This is a genomic window from Dictyobacter halimunensis, assembly GCF_036245075.1.
Map to the genome: position 1 here is coordinate 689,334 of NZ_BSRI01000002.1, position 20,156 is coordinate 709,489.

The 20,156-nt window shown below is 52.0% G+C and carries 15 protein-coding genes and 1 tRNA gene; 8 read left to right on the forward strand and 8 right to left on the reverse strand.

The features are described 5' to 3' along the window. Positions 1–134 precede the first annotated feature (134 nt). The 3 genes from AABA21_RS16895 to AABA21_RS16905 are packed head-to-tail and all read left to right on the forward strand — an operon-like array spanning position 135 to position 1,926. Positions 135–677, forward strand: coding sequence for a hypothetical protein (locus tag AABA21_RS16895; RefSeq protein ID WP_338252142.1), 543 nt, complete (start codon positions 135–137; stop codon positions 675–677). Between the two features lie 32 nt (positions 678–709). Beyond that, a complete protein-coding gene (locus AABA21_RS16900; RefSeq protein WP_338252144.1) occupies positions 710–1,261 on the forward strand; it encodes a hypothetical protein in 552 nt (183 codons plus the stop codon). Next, the gene (locus tag AABA21_RS16905; RefSeq protein WP_338252146.1) at positions 1,258–1,926 is read left to right on the forward strand and encodes a class I SAM-dependent methyltransferase; all 669 of its coding nucleotides are present in this window, start codon (positions 1,258–1,260) and stop codon (positions 1,924–1,926) included. The genes AABA21_RS16900 and AABA21_RS16905 overlap by 4 nt, the downstream gene beginning before the upstream one ends. A gap of 77 nt (positions 1,927–2,003) precedes the next feature. On the opposite strand, the gene AABA21_RS16910 is transcribed toward AABA21_RS16905, so the two are convergent. Beyond that, positions 2,004–3,773: a PAS domain-containing sensor histidine kinase gene (locus tag AABA21_RS16910; protein ID WP_338252148.1), complete on the reverse strand. Its 1,770-nt coding sequence runs from the start codon at positions 3,771–3,773 to the stop codon at positions 2,004–2,006. A 418-nt stretch (positions 3,774–4,191) separates the two neighbouring features. On the opposite strand from AABA21_RS16910, the gene AABA21_RS16915 reads away from it, so the two are divergent. Together AABA21_RS16915 and AABA21_RS16920 are read left to right on the forward strand one after the other, a co-directional pair. Next, positions 4,192–5,325, forward strand: coding sequence for a hypothetical protein (locus tag AABA21_RS16915; protein WP_338252151.1), 1,134 nt, complete (start codon positions 4,192–4,194; stop codon positions 5,323–5,325). Between the two features lie 65 nt (positions 5,326–5,390). Further along, positions 5,391–6,824, forward strand: coding sequence for a dihydrolipoyl dehydrogenase family protein (locus AABA21_RS16920; protein WP_338252153.1), 1,434 nt, complete (start codon positions 5,391–5,393; stop codon positions 6,822–6,824). Positions 6,825–6,941: 117 nt separating this feature from the next. Here the strand turns inward: AABA21_RS16920 and AABA21_RS16925 are convergent, their stop codons facing one another. Together AABA21_RS16925 and AABA21_RS16930 are read right to left on the reverse strand one after the other, a co-directional pair. Continuing rightward, positions 6,942–8,210, reverse strand: coding sequence for an L-lactate MFS transporter (locus AABA21_RS16925; RefSeq protein ID WP_338252155.1), 1,269 nt, complete (start codon positions 8,208–8,210; stop codon positions 6,942–6,944). 706 nt (positions 8,211–8,916) lie between these two features. After that, positions 8,917–8,989: transfer RNA gene (locus AABA21_RS16930), tRNA-Ile, on the reverse strand. A 303-nt stretch (positions 8,990–9,292) separates the two neighbouring features. Between AABA21_RS16930 and AABA21_RS16935 the strand changes: the two genes are divergently transcribed. The 3 genes from AABA21_RS16935 (at position 9,293) to AABA21_RS16945 (ending at position 15,955) form a co-directional block, all read left to right on the forward strand. Next, positions 9,293–12,781 (forward strand): phosphodiester glycosidase family protein, encoded by a 3,489-nt coding sequence (locus tag AABA21_RS16935; protein WP_338252157.1) that lies wholly within the window; start codon positions 9,293–9,295, stop codon positions 12,779–12,781. Positions 12,782–13,328: 547 nt separating this feature from the next. Then, complete coding sequence (locus AABA21_RS16940) at positions 13,329–15,107, forward strand: 2-oxoacid:acceptor oxidoreductase subunit alpha (protein ID WP_338252159.1); 1,779 nt, start codon at positions 13,329–13,331, stop codon at positions 15,105–15,107. Between the two features lie 2 nt (positions 15,108–15,109). Beyond that, complete coding sequence (locus AABA21_RS16945) at positions 15,110–15,955, forward strand: 2-oxoacid:ferredoxin oxidoreductase subunit beta (RefSeq protein ID WP_338252161.1); 846 nt, start codon at positions 15,110–15,112, stop codon at positions 15,953–15,955. Between the two features lie 123 nt (positions 15,956–16,078). On the opposite strand, the gene AABA21_RS16950 is transcribed toward AABA21_RS16945, so the two are convergent. The 5 genes from AABA21_RS16950 to AABA21_RS16970 all read right to left on the reverse strand — a co-directional run bounded on the left by AABA21_RS16950 (position 16,079) and on the right by AABA21_RS16970 (position 20,014). Further along, complete coding sequence (locus tag AABA21_RS16950) at positions 16,079–16,303, reverse strand: hypothetical protein (RefSeq protein WP_338252163.1); 225 nt, start codon at positions 16,301–16,303, stop codon at positions 16,079–16,081. A gap of 280 nt (positions 16,304–16,583) precedes the next feature. Next, entirely contained in the window at positions 16,584–16,892 is a 309-nt protein-coding gene (locus AABA21_RS16955) for a hypothetical protein (RefSeq protein WP_338252165.1), read from the reverse strand. 158 nt (positions 16,893–17,050) lie between these two features. After that, positions 17,051–17,515, reverse strand: coding sequence for a GNAT family N-acetyltransferase (locus AABA21_RS16960; protein WP_338252166.1), 465 nt, complete (start codon positions 17,513–17,515; stop codon positions 17,051–17,053). Between the two features lie 83 nt (positions 17,516–17,598). Further along, a complete protein-coding gene (locus AABA21_RS16965) occupies positions 17,599–18,969 on the reverse strand; it encodes a cytochrome P450 (RefSeq protein WP_338252168.1) in 1,371 nt (456 codons plus the stop codon). A 268-nt stretch (positions 18,970–19,237) separates the two neighbouring features. After that, on the reverse strand, positions 19,238–20,014 hold the full coding sequence (locus AABA21_RS16970) for an SDR family oxidoreductase (RefSeq protein WP_338252170.1): 777 nt from the start codon (positions 20,012–20,014) through the stop codon (positions 19,238–19,240). Positions 20,015–20,156 lie beyond the last annotated feature (142 nt).

Below are 20,156 nucleotides of genomic sequence, written 5' to 3' on the forward strand. Positions count from 1 at the left end.
GGCACTATTGTCGCACACGAGCGCCACGCGACGCTATCACGACATGATCAGATGCGTTTGCATGTCCGCAAAGCGTGTAAAAATATCCAGGCTCAGACGTGTTGTAGTATGAGCAAACAAAAGGAAAAATAGCATTGGAAACGCAAAAATCCATGGGGACAAAAGCGCCGGACAACAAAACCACCGCGCCACAGGGAATTGGCATGGCCGTCGCCTTTGACTGGGGACTGGCCGTACAGATCCTGTTTACGCCCGTGTACCTGCTCGTGTTCCACCCCTCAAACACGCGCATCAGCGGCATACTGTTTTTTATTATTGCGCTGATCGTTGCCTGTCTACCAGCACTCTTCGGCGAGATGGTCCGCAGTGGACGCGACTGGGCCCGACGCATACAAATCGTGGCCAATATAGTCCTCTCGCTAGGCGGCCTGATCTCGCTTGTTAACCTGTATCAGAGTGCCAGGATTGGCAACTACTGGCCCTTTGTAACGGAGATCATCTTGCTGATCTTCTCGCCCCTGATTGTATGGCGCCTGAGCCGTCCGGTCACCGCTCAATGGTTTAAAACGGTAACGACGCGCGAGGCGCGCCGGCGGCATGGGGGCATCTGGATATTTTTCATTATCCTATGGGCTTTAGCCGGAGGCATCTTACAAACCTTCGCCGCCCTGAGATAGGCTAACCAGAAACATACATAGAGGGAACACGTATGGCCAGATCATTTTCGGTAGCACGGATCCATTCTGATCAGCGCCAGGCATATATTCTGCTCCTGTTAGGAATCATCGCGCTGTTGGTGGCCTGGCTACTGCATCCTAATCCTTTTAAATATCCACTCGGGGTATTGTCTCTGGGTATAGGCATGCTGATCGCAGCGCTGTTCAATCCCGGCCGCCTGGTGATCGCCAGTAGTCTGACGACGGCCATCGGGATCGCGGTCTTCTTTACCTTTACCGGCCAGTTACCCGGCAACCTGGTCTTTCCGGTCTACATCCTCGCGCTCGGCATAGGACTTCTCATCGTCGCCTTCGCCGCCAGGCGCGGCTATGTTGGACATGGGGCACTATCTCCGGCCATTATTGTCATGGGAGTAGGCATCATCGAGATACTGCTGGCAAGGCACCTGACTCCGGCAAACTTTATCCCTTTCATGCTCTCATTCTGGCTCCCAGGACTGGGCCTGCTAGTGCTTGGCGTCATCTATCTTCTGGCCAGTCTGCGATCCAGAACAGTCAACCACGAAAGCCAGCCTGCCAGATGAGCACATATTATCAGGGGAAACGAGCCACGACCTATAACCGCACCTGGAAAACTTTTTCAGAGAAGACGCTGTCTGCTACGCTTGAGCAAATCGACAAACCAGGTCTATACGAAAAGGCTAAAAATCAGGATCAGCCTGTACGCATCCTGGATGTTGCCTGTGGTACCGGGCTCCTTTTACAAAAACTCACCCAACTGTTTCCACAGGCCGAATTATATGGCATCGATCAGAGTGCGGACATGCTGGATCAGGCAAGTCAGTTGCTGGCAAACCAGCCACACATCCACCTGATACAGGGTACCCTGAAAAGCGACCAGATGAGCACCTTGCCTTACCAGCCAGCTTCTTTCGATCTGATCACCTGCACCAATACTCTGCATTATCTGGACGATCCGCAGGCCGTACTACGAGGACTGAGGGCACTGCTAACTCCTCATGGACAACTGGTCGTAGAGGACTATGCGCGCCGCCCATTTCCTTTCCCCTGGCGACCATTCGAATGGCTGATCAAGCACGTGGACCCGCAGCACAACAAAGCATACACCCCGATCGAGGCACAACAGATCAGCGCGGCTGCCGGGCTACACGTCCTATCCAGTCGCAATTTCTCAGCTGGTTGGATGTGGCGATGCTGGGTCATACGTTCAACAGTCGGACAGCAATGAAAGCAGATCGAGTGTATTGTTTCTTGATTTTCCTGCTATCCTAACGTCCTGGTACATTATTCTGGTTTTCCCTCAGTTCACAGTGGTAACGTAAACCAGAACGTAGCGCCGTGACCTGGTTCACTTTGTACCCCAACACTACCCTGGTGGTGTTCAATAAAGGCCTTACACAGAAAGAAGCCCAGCCCCATGCTCAGGTCAAGTTCCTGCTGGACCGCACTCCCTTTGCCGCGATAGAAACGGTCCCAGAGACACTCTTGCTCCTTCACAGGAATACCTGCTCCTTCGTCATGAACCGAGACATGTATCATATTCTCCTCGGCCCTGAGTCGCACCATCACTGGCCGATCAGTCGGAGACGAAAGCAGAGCATTCTCCAGATATGTGGCCACAACCTGCTTGATTCGCTCAGGATCAGCCACAACAGGGATCGCCTGCTCCATCGGGGGCATATCGAGAACAATGGAATGCATGGGATCTGAGTGCTGATGTTCGAACACTACCTCTCTGAGCAAAGCAAGCAAATCGCAGTCTTTTTTGGATAGCTGAAACATTCCGACTTGCAAGCGTGCGTCATCAACGATGGCATTAATGATTCGCTGTTGCACACGCGCTCCCTCTGTCGCCGAATCTAAAGGCTGTTGTATTTGTTCAAGGTAACCAGTTATGCCTAGACTTTGCCCCGTAGCGACAGGCTTGAAACGATTCAGGCGGCGCTCAGCTACCTGAATGTTGCCTTTGATTGTCGTGAGTGGAGTGCGTAATTCATGCGCAGCTAGAGTCAGGAAATCATTGCTTAGACGATGTATTTCATGCATCAATACGGCAGCATTCCGTTTCTCCGATTGCGCCTGCAGATAGTGAAGGCCTTCAATGATGAGCATAGCTTGCGCCGCAACAGTTTTGATCAGCGCGACATCTTCCAACGTGTACACGCTGGCCACTCCCGCCTTCTTCACACTTAGTATCCCACTGAGTTGCTGTGTGAGGAAGAGCGGGACCACAAGGAGCATGCCAGGGCCATAGTCTGGAGGGGCAGTGGCCGGAAGGCGCATCTGCTCTGTCGAGATTTGCACCTCCTGGTTCGCGTACAATAGAGCTATTGTTGAATCATCGAAAACCTCAGAGAGGATGGCTGGCCCTACAGCTTCCCAACGATAGTTTTCTTGCTCGGCAGTCAGGCCACTTCCCGTGATATAGTAGATGTGCCCAGTTGCTGCCCCTGGTGCCCACAGTGTGACATGTTGGCACTCCAGGACCTGCCAGATGACATCCACGAGCTGCTGCGCTATCAAAAGGATTGCAGGAGACAGTAACGGTGTTTCTTCTGGTAAGGGGAGTTCTAAATGATAGGGGACCTGTGCGATAGCATCAATCAACGCCGATGTAGCCTTTGAGACCCGTTGGAGATAAATAGCTTTTTCATACAAATATGTCATATCTTGCAAGACGAGAAGCGTTCCCACACGGTGTTTCTGGTCATTATACAGAGAAGAATGAACCATGCGAACCGCGATTTGCCGCCCTGAAGGAAGGAGACAGAGAAAATGTGTTTCAGAAGGATGGGGTGGCGCTTCTTCGCCCATAACTAGATTTAAAGGCCAACTCATGGAGGCGAGTGTACTTTGCGATATCTTTTCCCCCCTATAACACTGGAGAAACTGCTGGAATCTGGCTCCTTTCCATACAGCTTTTTGTGGCCCTTCGAATAGGGCATGAGCAGCGGCATTGAGATAGATCATCTTCTCTTCTAAATCACAAACAATAACCCCATCTAGGAAGTTGTCAAAGATGCTTTCCAGACGCCTGAAGAGTTTCATCTCTCTGTACTGGTTAGTGAGTTTCATAGCTCATGCATCTTTCAGTTAGTTGCCTGATGAAAACCAGCGACCTCTTCTCATAATTTTTATGTCCTCGAGTATCATCATATCTTGGCGAGAAAAAGAACGCAACTCATTTGAGCCCTCTCCTCTCACTGAGCTCAGAGCGCATCTTCTCCTCACTTTAGCCTGGATCACAAAAAGGAGATGTCACTTCGTCCACGTGGCAGGAGAGAGCATTAAGGTTGCCCACAATGAGCAAGATAGCAAACTAGCAGCATCATACACTATCTCACTTGCCGGTATTCTAGTCATAATGTAGTGCTTTACTTTTGATTGAAATTGGCGGGAATATTTCCACAAAAAAGTGGTCTAGAGAAACAAAGGAAAACAGACAAGGAAGTGAAGCAGTAGAGATTACCTATTCAAGACAAGGAGATTTCAGATGAGTAAGGTGCTTTCCATTGACACGACAGAGCAAGTTTCGTTAAAAGAGCCGCCGAACACGTTTGTAAAGCGATACACACTTCTGAGTGCATGTGTATACACCATTCTTAGCGTTGTCATGCTGATCCTGTCCTTCTTTACACCACTGAATATCGCCTTCAGGGGACAGGAGATTGCTGTCAGCCTGAGCACAATCATCAAGGTAGCTGAGATTGTTTGCTGCATCGGCATGCTCCACGCTGCTGTTATGCTTTGGATGGCCATCTTGCGCGAAAAGCATATTCACCATGGCATAGGGGTACTCCCCGGTGACGCCGCTCTGGCTAATGCGTTTTTATACTTTGGCTTCTCCATGACGGCTTTCCATCTAGGTTATACGTCGCCAATGATCGCCCTCGCTCAGTTTATTGCTGCCCTGTCCGGCTTGATCTTCGGGACAGGTGGGTTAATCCTGTCCGGAGTTTCCAAGCCTGCTCGTCCGCTGGGCCACATAACCTTCTCAATCATGCTCCGTGATGGAGTGATCCTGATAGTGGGAACCATCTTGTTTGCGATCGCGATTGGCCAGTTAGCAGGAGATGCACTCAAACCTCCACAGTGGAACTGGATTAGCTTTCTAGGTATTGCGGTTCCTGGCATGTTTTTGCTCATAGGTCGTGAAGGCATCCGAGGACGCGTTGAGACATGGCAGGGTCTGGGCTGGATCCCTCGCCTGCTGGTCACAGATACACTCCTCATCCTTGGCTTAACAATTATGTTTTATGGAAGCTACTTCAACCTGACAGTGGGTCTCAACGGCTACCAGGTAGGACCAAAGGGAAATATAGCCGGACTATTACTCTGGATCATTGCTGTATTCCTGCTCCTGCTGGTACGCGGAGTCTACAAGATAGCAATTGCGCAAAAAGGCGATAATATCGGCTACCGGATGATCAGCAAACTCTTTTACGTGGTAGCGATCGTGCTCTTCTTCTATGGTGAGCGCTCCTTCCTCTCAGGCCACGCGCCAGTTTTCGCGGTGGGGAAAGCTGCTCCAGCCGTAGCGCTGATTCTGCTTGCGGCGTTCGTGATCCTTACTGCTGGCAGAACCGCTGCTCAAAAGGTCAAACTACTGTATGTTAAAACAAGCTAAAGAGGCACGTCGGGAAGGGCGAGGCTTGTCCTCGCCTTGTCTCCAAAAATCCGAAAGGATCATCTATGGCTTACGACGTAACTATTATTGGTGGTGGCTCAGCGGGCCTGACCGCTGCGCATCTCGCGCAGTCTCTTGGCAACAACGTGCTCCTTGTGGACAAAGAACGGCTCGGAGGTGATTGTCTCCATTATGGTTGTGTTCCGAGTAAGAGCCTGATCCATGTGGCACGTATTGTACAACAGATCAAGCAGTATGCACAATTTGGATTAAAAGCAACATATCAAGGTGTTGATATGGCAAAGGTGAGCGCTTATATACAGGCCGCTATTCAGCGCGTGAGTGTGGCGGAAAAGGCATATGTTAAAGGCGTCACCGTACGATTTGGACAGATCTCATTCACCTCACCAACAACGCTTCTTTTAGAGGGTGAGAAAATCATCAGTCGTAACATCTTGTTGGCGACAGGCTCGCGTCCTGCAGTGCCATCAATCGAAGGATTGCAGGCGACCGGGTATATGACCAATGAAGATGTGTTTGATCTGACGACACTGCCAGAGTCATGTGTTATCGTCGGCGGGGGGCCTGTTGGCGTAGAACTGGCACAGGCATTGCGGCGACTGGGCACAAAGATCACCCTTATTCAGGGGCCAGAGCGTCTCCTGCCACGAGAAGATCCCATAGTATCACAGGAGATCACTGCTACGCTGCAGTTTGAGGGCATTGAAATTATCACGAATGCACGCGTCATAAAAACCTATACAGAGGGAACAAAGAAGATAGTAGTGGCCCAACAAGGCATAAAAATACTATCGTTTGCGGCACATGAGCTGCTCCTGACCGTTGGTCGTCAACCCAATATCGAACATCTCAATCTTGAGGCGGCGGGGGTTCATTCCAGCAAACAAGGCATTCAGGTCAATGAGCATTTGCAAACAACAGCCAGGAACATTTATGCCTTTGGAGATGTGATAGGAGGATACCTTTTTACACACGTGGCCTCCTATCAGGCAGGAATAGCCGTGCGGAATGCGCTGGTACCTGTGGCTAAGAGAAAAGTGGACTACCGTGTTCTCCCCTGGTGTACTTTTACCGATCCAGAAGTTGCCAGAGTTGGATTAACAACCACACAGGCGGAACAACAATATCCATCTGTGCGCACCGTCACATTGCCCTGGTCAGAGATTGACCGCGCCCAGACAATGCATGAAACAGTCGGTTTTATCAAGCTGGTACTGGCTGGCAAAAAAGAGCAGATTGTCGGCGCACATATTGTTGGTGCCGGTGCCAGTGAGTTGTTGGGAGAGATCGCCCTGGCTATGCAGCAACACCTCCCCATTGGAAAGATCTTGAACACGATTCATACCTATCCCACGCTCAGTACAGGCTTACAACAGGCAGCATTGGAAGCGTACCTCACTGGTACTGATATCGTCCGGGATCGCAAATTCATACGCCTGCTATCTTCTATCCGCTCTAAACCTGTAGCGGATGCATAGCCTGTAGAATCCTATATCCGCTACCTTGAAAAGGGAGATCTGACCGTCACCCGGCCTGAAAACCACGACACGGTCCAGCAAATCCACAGAGATGCTCTTAAGTGTGAGACTGTATCACTAGTGCCCAGGGGCTGCAGTGACCTCAACAATGTCACCGCGACGACGTGCAAGTCTACGAGCGACGAGTGGTAGGGCTGCACTCACGAGCATAATAACGGCGATGATGTAGAGTGGTGTCACGTAGTCGGGGTTGGTGGTTGTACCGAAGCTAGTAATTAGCATTGGCCCAAAGATGCCACCTGCGCTCCATGCCGTGAGCATTACGCCGTAGATCGTACCGGCGTTCTTTGGCCCGAAGAAGTCGGCGGTGAAAGCTGGCATCGTGCCGAAACCGCCTCCACAGCACATTGCAATGATGGCTGCCGGAATGAGGAGCAGGGTAAAGTTGCTAACCGATGGCATAAGAGCGAAAACGATGGCCTGAATAACGAAGATGCTCAGAAAGGTGAAAGGACGCCCGATGCCATCGGAGAGCCAACCCCAGAAGAGCCGTCCCAAGGCGTTAAAGATGCCAATGTCACTGACAATAAGTGCAGCCGTCACTGGAGCAACACCGGGGAATTTCTGTGCTAATGGGGAGGCGACCGAAATCACAGCTACCCCGGCGGTGACATTTAATGCCAGCATGAGCCACAGGATATACCAGCGCGGGAGACGTAATGCTTCTGAAAGGGTATATTCACGTACAGAGCGATCTGTTTGTTGGCGCGCTGAGGGTATCCAGCCAGCAGGGGCATAGCCATCGGGAGCAGTGCGGAAGCATTGTGCCACAATGACAATGATCACCAGATAGACTATGCCGAGGCAGAGGAAGGTGCTGTTGACACCAATAGACTTAATCAATGATGCAGCGACCAGACCTGTGATCACAGCGCCTCCGCCAAAGCCTGTGGCTGCCAGGCCGCTGATGAAACCGCGCCGGTCAGGGAACCACTTGATGAGCATCGCGAGAGCAACGATGTAGCCAAGGCCAACGCCGATACCACTAATGATGCCAAAGGTGAGATACAAGAGAAACAGGTGAGGTGCCGCAAATGTTGCAAGTATGAGGCCAAGGCCATAGAGAATGCCACCTGCTGTGGCGATAACGCGGGGACCAAAGCGGTTATTGAGGTATCCGCCGAAGCCTGCAGTGCTACCCAGGGCGAGTAACACGATGCTAAAGGTGAGGTTAGCCTGAATCCTTGTAACATGATACAGCGCTATCACCGGATTGAGAAAAACGCTCCAGGCATAGACAGAGCCCAGAGCGAGCTGCATGATAACGGCAGCAATAGCGAGTACCCAGCGGTTGGGAAGGAACAACTGTAGCGGTGATCTACTCATGAGTGCCTCCTCTCGGAATAATTCCAGACAATAATAGGAACAACCTGAAGCACATTCCCCAAGGGGGAGCGGATAGTAAGTTAATTTGAAGAAGAATCTTACTATCCTCACATAGATATATAAAATACTATGCTACTCTTGCAATAGATTGCGCCGACACATTTGCACCTACCCAGGTTCTGGTAAATAGCGCGAATGTTCTTTCTTCCATGAGCACAAATCAGCCAGCAGGAATTTGTAATTTCAACAAGCACCGCCCCTTACGCAGGCACAACAATGTTAAAGGTTCCGTTCTGTACCGAAACCTTTCCCACCACATGGTCCTTACTTTGTGCATCCAATTGATTCACCACCCCATGACCATATCTCCTTGCCTACATCAGGATATGTTATTAACAGAAAACAACAATTGTGTTGATCAGCAATAGTACCTTTTTTTGGTGCTAATATTACATTTAAATTAAAAACAATTGAACACAATATTAAAATATGTTAATCTATCTTTTATGTTGATTAACATTTTTACCCATATTATTTTTTGAGTGATCATGAGAAGTCTTCCTTTCAATGGCACACTCACAGGTCACTGATCGCTCATACATTTTTGAGCTGATTGATCATTCAGCGCTTCTTCGACCGGTTTCCGCCAAAAAGAAAACAGCCAGCCTGGCATGAGTATGCCGGACTGGCTTCCTGAGCAATAGGGTGGGCCCAGCTGGGTTCGAACCAGCGACCAATCAGTTATGAGCCGACTGCTCTAACCGCTGAGCTATGGGCCCTTGCGCACAGTATTGTAGCATATCTTCTGCCGTTTGTGAAGGGCTTTCAAGCAGATTTTTTCGGCTGCCTCGCCTTTTCTCTTTATTACTCTATGATACGAGTTATCTTTTTTTAACGAAAGGAAAACTTATTTATGAATTTTAATTAATACTGCAATAGTAAAATGTTTACGTAGATTCTTATGTTTAATCCTACGCTGTTAAAATTTTATCTTTCATGTTAAGATTTTATAGCGTTTTTTACTTTTTACCGTCACATTTATTCATTGAGAGTGCCGTATGAGTTTTGTGCAAAGAGCTAAGGTGCCAACCCTCCACCATTATTTTGCTGGACGCATAGCACGCATCGGTATGAGTGCGACCATGATGGTCTTTTTAACGTTCTGCCTGGCTGGCCGGGCGGTTTCAGATTTGCAGATGGTCCCTGAAGACAACCACAACTGGTTGCCCACGACACCTCCCAGCTGGCCTCTGGTGGTGCAGCAACATAAATCGCCCCTACAGGTGCTAACACGTGGGGTAACTACATACAACGAGACTTTGAAAACGGTCGGAGGTCCCGAGCATGCGAGCGTGTTAAACGTCGACCTGGGTAGTAAAAATGTGCGCCTGGGCGTGGTACAGGCTCATGAGCAGTTATTAAGTTCCGATGAGACCCTCAGTTCGATGGCCAATCGCTCCCATGCTGTGGCGGGCATCAATGGTGATTTCTTTGAGATCAATGGCACCGGCGATCCAATCAATATGGTGATGCGTAATGGCCAGTTGCTCCAGAGTCCAGGGAACTATGCTGTTCTGGGGGTAACCCGTGATGGGCAGATCACCATGGCCCACGAGGCGTTTTCTGGCACGGTTACCGCAGGCGGGGCGACCCGCGTTTTGAACTCCGTCAATCGCTACACAGGTGCTCGGGATAACGGCCTCACGCTGATTACACCTGCGCTCGGCGATATGCCGCTCACCAATAATACGGTGGTGCTCCTCCAATCGGGGATGCCTGGGACCAATACCTATACCGTCCGGACGGTGCAGACAAAACTGGCTACGTTGAAGAAGCTCCCCAGCGGTACACAGGCTCTGGTGGGAGGTGGCACGGCCGGTGCGTGGTTGAGGTCAACGCTCCATAAGGGTGATACCTTATCGATCTCACAACAGATTGTGCCAGATAACAATCTGGTCCAGGCCATAGGTGGCGGTCCAATCCTGATCAAAAACGGGCAATTCTACAATGATCCGATCGCTCCCAATCCAGGCGATACGAATGTGCATAATCCATTGACGGCCGTAGGATTGGCACAGGATGGCAGGCATGCCATCTTCGTGGTGTTCGATGGTCATGAAGCCGGCATCACTCGGGGGCGTGGCCTGACGCGTCCACAGATGGCGGGCTATCTCCTGGCTCATGGTGCCTACCAGGCGATGATGTTTGATGGTGGCGGCTCCTCAGAAATGGTGGGGCGCCTCCCCGGCCAGAAAAAAGTTTCTGTGCTCAACACACCATCCGATGGTCGCGAGCGGCCGGTAGCCAACGGTCTGTTCGTCTACAGCACCGAAGAGCGACTGAGCCGGGCAACCTCGGTGGTCATCAATAATAACAAGCCGATTACACTGCTGACAAACACGTCGATCGCGGTCAAAGCCTATGCCCGCGACGCGATGAGTAATACGGTGGACCGCGCGGTCCAACTCACCGTTCATCCCAGTACGCTGGCTCGCATAAGACAGGGAAGATTGATCGCTGGTAACCGAACAGGCCATGGCTTGCTCGTTGGCCGGGCGGATAAAGCATTGAGCAGCCTGCCGATAACAGTAGTAGATCATGTGGACAGCCTGCATATCACTCCTCTCGACCCGGATCTGGATCATGGGCAGAAGCAACAATTTCAGGTGTCGGCAACCGTTCATGGAACAGACATCGCGGTCCCGGCCGATGCGGTTCACTGGAGCGTCACGCCGGACAGCCTGGGTAGCATCACGCAGAATGGCCTCTTTACCGCTTCGGAGACGGCGGTGACGCTGGGACAGGTTACGGCCACCCTTGGCGGCACGAGCGCCTCGGTCAGCGTGGCAGTGGGCAAAGAACCGGAGGCGATCACTCCCCTGACCGATCTCAGCAATTGGGGAGTCACCGATCGCTATCTTAATATCAGCCCACGTCCTTATGGTCTGGTGCCGGCGCAGCATATCGCCTCGGACGGATCGATCTTCCTGAGCACCAGTGAGAAACAGGCTCCTGGTGACGTAGGCTCACTGGATCTGCATTATGACTTTGCCAGCGCCCAGAAGGTCTACAATATCAGCGCCTATCCCGCCGCGCCCGAGAATGTACTGATCGGCTCGAAGAATGGTCGCTATCCTTCCGCCCTCGGGTTATGGGTCAAGGGCAACGCGACCCTGGGTGCGTTGAACGCAACGAATGTGACCTTGAAGGTGGGATTCTATCAGAGCGATAATACCGCCACCAATATCTACCCGACAGTTGCCATCGGCAATTACTGGCGATATGTCACCATCCCCTTGCAGTCCACCTACTCATTTCCATTGCGTCTGAATTACCTGGCCCTGGTAGCCGACAATCCGGAAAGCGAGCTCAAAGGGGATATCTACTTTAGCAAGCTAGCGGCACTATATCCACCTCGCCCGTTGGCGGTCACACCTTATCAACCATTTCCACACAATCCAGATTGGCTCCAGTTCAAGCAGAGTCCTACCCAGTTCAGCCAGGACGGGACAACCATTGCCGCCTTTGACGATGCGCACACCACTGCGGCCGCCCCGGACGCGACCGGCGAGGTGGTCCTCAAAGCCATCGGTAAACAGTTACAGCGCTGGCCGAATCAGGCTCGGCCGGCGCTCGTCCAATCATTAGGCGATATGGTAGAAAATGGACAACTACCCAATCTACAGCATGTAAAGTCGATCATGGATGGCTTTGGCATGCCATATCATATCGCGGTAGGCAACCATGAGATTACGCAGGGGGCCACGCCGGAGGATCAGAACTTTACCGCAGTCTTCGGGCCAACTCATTACGCGTATACGGTGGGCAACTCTCGCTTCATTGTGCTAGACAGTTCACATATCGGCCTGCTATGCTCTGATGCTTATCAGGTACCCAGCGAGCCACAGTACGAGTGGCTAAAACAGCAATTAGATGCTAACACCGCACAGACCGTCTTTATCACCACCCATGTACCGGCCTATGATCCTCATTCCGCTAAAAATAGCCAGTTCAGAGATGGCTTTGAGGCGGCCATGTATGAGGAACTGGCCCATCGCTATGAGCAGACACACGAGGGAAAGCACGTGGTCCTGTTGTTTGGGCATGCGCGTGGCTTCTCCGAACAACGACTGGATACCAACGGGATTGCTGTCAAAAATGGGATTCCCAATTTTGTCGTCGCCGATGTCGGGGCGCCAGCCTATGCACCGGCCAATCAGGGCGGCTTTTCGCATTATGCCCTGTTCCATATTCGCCCCAACGGGGTGGTGCAGTTCGCGGTATTGCCTGTACTGAGCAAGATCGAGGTCACGGCCAGCCGCAGCCGGCTCAAAGTAGGACAGACCGTGCAGGTGAAAGCGACCGGTACCACCGTAACCGGCGGCGATCTACCAGCCATCAAAATGCCGATCCAGAATCCAGCCTCACATCTCTGGTCGAGCTCTGATACGCACGTCGCCTCCATCGACACAGTCACCGGGCTGGTTAAAGCACGCCATCCTGGAACCGTCACCGTGACCAGTACATCGGGACAAACGCAAGGCAGTATGACACTGATGGTTACCAGGTAAGCAAAGAACACAGGTAGAGTGTATCAACACATTTCATCTGTGTTCTTCCGCTTTTAGCGCTCAGCAAAAAGATGCCTGATCCTTTTATTAGCGTGACATTGATGCTATCTTTCCCGCTCGAATCTGCAAATATACCATCAAATATAGCCTTTTTGGGCACTGATTGGATGCAAATTGTTGCATATAATGTAATTTCATCATTTTGCGCGTCCACTCATCCATTTGGTATGATATAATAGAAATAGCCAGGTGCTATGTTTACCTATATAGAGTCGAGTAGAATGGACAGTTAGATTGAGGATATATCCGCTCAGTCAGCTAGGAACGGATATGGTATTATGCACTTGCTGATACTGACCGTTTGGTGTTGTCTGGCACGTGGAAGAAGAATCTGTATTCACAGGACTCCTATATCCCTTATTCATAAACAGGGATATATAGATGCTATTGTGACAAAAATCCCCAACTTAAAGCACAGCCCGACTTTGTACATACCGCGCTATGCTCTGATGAGTGGCGCGGTCAACATTTTTCCAGGGGGCATTCAATGGAGAATGAAGTAACTATTCGTATTGGCGGTGAGTCTGGTGAGGGCACCATCTCAGGTGGTGACATCCTTGCCCTGGCCTCCGCTCGCTGGGGGTATCATGTCTATACCTTCAGGACATTCCCGGCCGAGATTCTCGGCGGGCCTTGTATGTTTCAGGTTCGTATTAGCGATCACCCGGTAAAATCGATGGGTGATTACGCAGATGTCCTGATCTGCTTGAATAAAGAAGCTTATGATCGTAACGTCGGTGAACTGCGCCATGGTGGCGTGCTTATGTATGATCCCTCCGACTTTACGCCCGAAGCAGGCGACTATATCACGTATGCCGTTCCCTTTAATGAGATTGCGCGTAAAGAGGTTCAGCTCTTCCAAACCAAAAATATGGTGATGCTGGGAGCTATCTGCGGGTTATTTGGTCCCCCTCTTGAGGCCATCATTCAAGTAGTGCAGTCGAAGCTCTCGCGCTCACGTAAGGCCAATGCAACGCTAATGGAAAAGAATTTGCTGGCCCTCGACGTCGCGAAGAAGTATGTTAGTGAAAAGATCACCAAGAGCGATCCTTACCTGCTGGGTCCTGTGGAGAAGGCCGATCGTGTAGTGCTGAATGGAAATCAGGCTATTGTTGCTGGCGCCCTGGCAGCGCAATGCCGCTACTTCGCAGGTTATCCCATCACGCCGGCCAGCGATATCATGGAGGGAATGGCGAAGGAGTTGCCACAGGTAGGTGGGACATTCCTGCAGGCCGAGGATGAAATCGCGGCCCTGGCCTCCGTACTGGGAGCATCATTTGGTGGTGTGCGCGCGATGACGGCCACCTCGGGCCCCGGCTTCTCTCTGATGACCGAGTTGATCGGCTTGAGCTCGATGGCCGAGTTGCCGGCGGTTATCGTTGATGCCCAGCGTGCCGGTCCCAGCACCGGTATGCCGACCAAAATGGAGCAGTCGGACCTTAGCTTCGCGCTTAACGCCGGACACGGTGATACGCCACGCATCGTCATGGCTCCTTCGAACGTGGCCAATTGCTACGAGTTGATCATCCAGGCCTTTGAGATGGCCGAGCGCTATCAGATGCCAGTTCTGTTCTTGAGCGATCAGTCTCTAACAGCGCGTGTTGAAAGCGTCGATAGCCACGTCTTCAAGAAGCCTGAGGTTCACGGACGCATTCAGTACAATGGCAAGCACGCCTCCAATGGCAGCAACGGCCATCAGGCGGAGCCCATGCTGGTAGGTGCAGGCGCGGCAGCCCATGAGTATGAGCGCTACGCCAATACACCAACCGGTATCTCGCCCATCAGCACTCCTGGATCGGGTGCCCCCGCCTATGTAGCAACCGGACTGGAGCACGATGAGGCCGGGCATCCTAACTATGAGCCGGAAGATCACACTGAAATGATGCAGAAGCGCTTCCGCAAACTGGCGACAGCAGCGGCGGAGATGCCGAAACCACAGCGCTATGGGGACGCAGACGCCACCGTTGGTATCATTGGCTGGGGCTCAACTGAAGGCACTATTCAGGAAGCCGTGGATCGCGCGCGGGCTAAAGGTCTGAAGGTCGCTTCACTCCATCCCACCATTCTCTCCCCGCTTCCCGACGAGGCGATTCAGGAGTTTATCTCCTCGGTAGAAAAGGTGATCGTACCGGAGAACAACTACTCGGGCCAGCTAGCAAATTTATTGGGTGCCAAATATGGGCTGCAGGCTGTTCGCCTGAATAAATATGGGGGAATTCCATTCACCGCCGCCGAAATCCTGCGGGCAATTGAGGAGGTTCACTAATCATGACTCAAACACTGATTAATCCGACGCCAAAAGATTATAAGAGTGAAGTAAAACCTACCTGGTGTCCCGGTTGTGGAGACTTTGGCGTGCTCAATGCGGCATTCCGTGGCCTGGCTGAGCTGAAGCTGCCAACCGACCAGACGGTGGTCGTCTCGGGCATCGGCTGCTCCAGCCGCTTCCCTCACTTTATGAAAACCTTTGGTTTCCATAGCGTGCACGGTCGTGCCCTGCCAGTCGCACAGGGACTCAAGATGGCACGCCCCGACCTGAATGTGATTACGGTCGGTGGCGATGGTGACTTCTTTAGTATCGGCGCCGGACACCTGATCCATGCCGCCCTGCGCAATATCGATATTACTGTTGTCGTCATGGATAATGAGATTTATGGACTGACCAAAGGCCAGACCTCACCGACGTCGCCACATGGTCATGTCACAAAGTCAACGCCATATGGTTTGCTGGCCTCGCAGTTTAATCCGATCGCGACCGCGCTTTCCTTAAATGTCAGCTTTGTAGCGCGCGGCTACTCGGCAAAACCGAAGGATCTGGCTACGTTAATCCAGCAGGGAGTTCAACATAAAGGGTTCTCATTCATTCATGCGCTTAGCCCATGCCCGACCTTCTATCATACCTTCGATGCCTGGGACGCAGCGGTCACCCCGATTGATTCCAGTCATGACAGCCATGATAAAGCAAAGGCCATAGCCCTGGCACTGGAGACGGAAAAACAGTATACAGGCATCTTCTACCAGGAAGAGCGCCCAACTATGGACCAGGCAGCCCATCAACTGGTACAAGAATCTAAATCATTTGATATTGCACAATATATGCAGCGCTACGCATAATCGCCCGGTGGAGAAATTATAAAGAGGGACTGGCCAATAATAGGTCAGTCCCTTCTTTGTAAATGAAATGCAACACATCCATCAGGGTGGTAGTCAGTACAAAGCGACGCTTATGAATATACTCTACTGTTGCTGCTGGGGTAGCTGCGCATAAGTAGAGACGCTAAGAGAATTGGCTACGCCCTGGGCGAACAGCTCACCACAGGTGCGACAAAAAACGCCGCTTTCATTGTGATAGGTGCCACCAATAGCCGTGAGCTGCCGTTCGGCAGGCTTGCCACACCATTCGCAGACGCTACCACGTGGAGCAAAATCTACGGAGACGGGTCGCTGGAATTCATTGGACATGAGGAGCCTCCTCTACTGTGCTGATCAGTGGTACTGTTCATACATATAAAAGACAAACAGCACACAACAAAGGGGGACTATCGTATCCAGTGGTAAGCACACGCCTTTGAATACACCCCACAATGATACGCAAATCCGCTACGTCTTTGCCCATGAGCCCCATTGCTCTTCTACTCAACTCCATCGAAGATAAAAATAGTGGAGTTGAGTAGACATACTATACCATAATTTGACACAAGTTACTAGATCTACTGATGAGGGAGCAACAAAATAGGTTCTCTTATTGCCCTTCCGGTAGGTCAGGATTTTGTCTCTCCGGGGTATTACGTTCGGCAGCTTCAGAAGTTGCATTCGCATTGGCACGCATAGCCGCCAGCTGCTGCCTGGTGGTAATATATGCCCCCCAGATCCAGCCAACAAGCCCCAGTCCAATGGTGATCCCCAACCAGATCAGCAAGACGGTATTGAAGGCAACGTTAAAGCCCGCGGCCAGCACACCGGCTAAAACGATACCAATGATCAGTCCCAGAGTCACACCAATCAGACAACCGGGATGGGCGAGGTTGCGCCCTTCTAAACGTTTCATCATGATAATAAATGATACCTCTACGAAAAATACTATTGTATAGGATGATAGCGCGACTACCCAGGAGCGTCAAGGGATTTTTTTCTGACAAAGAATTTTTGCTGCCTGCTTCTAACTATACGACAGATATTGATATGCCAGTGACCTCTGCCGGACATCTGTCAGGCCAGAGTATAGCGCAGAATCAGCATGTCACGTAAGAGAATGCCATCATTGACGATAGGCGGATGGATATAGGAAAAGAAATCGGGGCGCACGTGATCCATACGAAAACCCGCCTTCTGGTAAAAGCCGATGGTACCAAGCGCGGTATTGTCGGTCCCGACGATAATCGAGCGGACGCCACGCCGGCGCGCTTCCGTCACTATCTGCGCCAGCATAGCTGTGCCATGACCGTGTCCCCGTAACTGTTCGCCCACGGCGATATATTCGACCTCACCGCACTCCTCCTCCCAACGCATGACCACCGCCCCTACCATCTTCCCTTCCTGCCACCAGGCGTAAGAGGTGTGGTGACCATCCGTGACAAGGCTGCGAATCCGTTCATCATCCTCATCAGCGTCATGTAATAAAGGTAATAACTCAGTATAATCGGCCGGCGTAACCAGGCGCCACGGTATCTCCATAAGGCAATGTCCTTTTCTTTTTTTGATTCAACGCAAAGAGGGCTGCCGGAGCGCGCTCCGGCAGCCCTCTTTGCGTTGGGCCTTTATTTGCCAGAACGGCGTTTCACCACCATCTTGATCGGCTCATGGGGCCGGATGGTGATCGTTTTATTGGGATCGGGCACGATATGCTGTCCCGTTACCAGTTCGAAGGAGACGTGCTGAGCCAGGGTGACCAGCAGCAAATGACCTTCCATGAGGGCGAAGTGATTGCCGATGCAGATGCGCGGACCGGCCCCGAAGGGCATGTAGGCGTAGCGTGGCAGTTGCTTTTCGCGCTCGGGCGTGAAGCGCTCAGGATCGAACATTTCGGGATTCGAGAAGTATTCAGGGCGACGATGGATGGCGTAGATGGCAGCCAGCACAAGATCCTGCTTTTTAATGGGATAGCCATTGAGGTCACAGTCCCTTAAGGCAACGCGCGACACCGCATAGGCCGGTGGGTAGAGGCGCATGGCCTCTTTGAAGACCTGCAGTGAGTAGGGCAATTGAGCCAGGTCCGCATAGGTGGCGGTGCGCCCCAGCAGGGCCGTGTCAACCTCACGCTGCACCCTCGCGAAGATCTCGGGATGCTGGGCCAGCAGATACCAGGTCCAGGTCAGAGCGGTAGCGGTCGTCTCATGTCCGGCGCCAAACAGGGTCAAAGATTCATCGCGCAGCTGCTTGTCATCCATGCCGCTCCCATCTTCACGGGCACGCAGCAGGACCGAGAGAAAGTCGTTTTTCTCGCTGTCACTGGCGCGACGATCGGCGATCATCTGGTTAATGCGTCGATCAAGCACCGTCAGGGCCTGGCGCGCCCTTTTGCTGCGCGGTACCGGCCACGTTATCGGTATCGGGAACAGGTTTGAGAGGGAGTAATTGACGAACGAGAGCACCGTGCTCATGGCCGCACCCAGTTCATCCGCTTCCGTAAACACCTCGGCATCAAACAGAACCTTGCCCACAATGCTCATCGTCAGCTGCGTCATTTCATGGCCGATATCGACCACCTGTCCATCGTGCCAGGTGCGCTGGATCTGCTCGCTGTAGCGCACCATATCATCGGCGTAGCTCGCGATGTGGCGCGGCTGGAATGATGGCGCCATGAGCTTGCGCTGCTTGCGATGAAGTTCACCCTCGCTGATAAACAATCCATTGCCAATAATAGGATGAAAAGCTTTGTGCATCCCATCGCCCTTGTCGAAATCAGCAGTATGCTCAACCAGCATGCTGCGCACCAGGTCAGGTGAATTAAGCTGGACCAGGCGAAAGGGACCATAATGCATCAACCCGATATCACCATATTCGCGCGCGACACGATGATAGAGTGTCAGGCGATCGGCGTTGTGCTTGAACATAGAGCCAAGCAGTGGTGGCTCTGGAATTTCAGGAATGCTTTTCGCGCGGGGAGCATCCTTTATCTCTGTAACCATTGTCATCTGCCTTCTGACATACATCCCTGTTAAACCAGGGCATGCGCATACAACTGCATTGCCAGATTTAAAATTTATTATCTACATCATTCATTTACACATCAATATTATAGCACTCGTGATACATCCCAGGACAACTTTTACGACGGCACGCCGGGCTCCTCATACAAGGCTCCCAACCCACATCTCACCTGCCGCGCAGCAAGAAACCTGTACTGACATAGTACAGGTTTCTTGCTGCGCGGTTCACACATCACATTGATCGGCGTTACCAGGCGGTTGAGCCGCCATCGACCACGACGGTCTGCCCGGTCATATAGGCCGCGGCGGGCGAGGCCAGGAAGACGATCACGCCCTTGATATCGTCGGCTCGGCCAAAACGGGCCATGGGAATATCGGCCAGCATGGCCTCCCCGTAGCGCTCCAGCAGGGCGTTCGACATGCGCGTGGGAAACCAGCCCGGGGCGATGGCGTTGACGGTGATCCCATATTGCGCCCAGCTGGTCGCCAGGTCGCGCGTCATGTTGATGACCGCCGCCTTACTGGCGTGGTAGCCAACCACCTGGATATATTTGGGATTGCCACCGGTCAGACCGGCGACCGAGGCGATATTGATGATCTTACCCCCCTGCCCACGAGCGATCATACGCCTTCCAACCTGCTGGCTCATCATAAACGTGCCTTTGATATTGACATCGATGACCTGCTGAAACTTTTCAAGCGGCATATCTTCAGCCGGCGCCCCCCAGGTGGCCCCGCTATTGTTGACCAGGATATCGATGGCGCCGAACTTTTCCTCCGTGGCCTCCACAACGTGCTCGATATCGCTCAGCTTCGTGATATCACACGCCAGTGACAGCGCACGACCGCCGCTGGCCTCTATCTCACGCTGCACCTCTTCGCATGCGGCAAGTTTGCGCGAGCAGAGCACCACATTGGCGCCCGCATCGGAAAACGCCTGCGCAAAATACTGCCCCAGGCCACGCCCACCACCGGTAATAATCGCGGTCTTGCCGTCCAGGCGAAACAGATCCAGTGTCCCCAATGTAAAACCTCCTTGTGTGCACTAAAAACTTCTTCGTCATTCAGTTTGCGATTCATGTTCCAGACATGCTATCATCACTGTAACACATACTCGAGATTTTATCCGCTTACCGCTATCATAAGGAGTTTTTTTATTACTACCA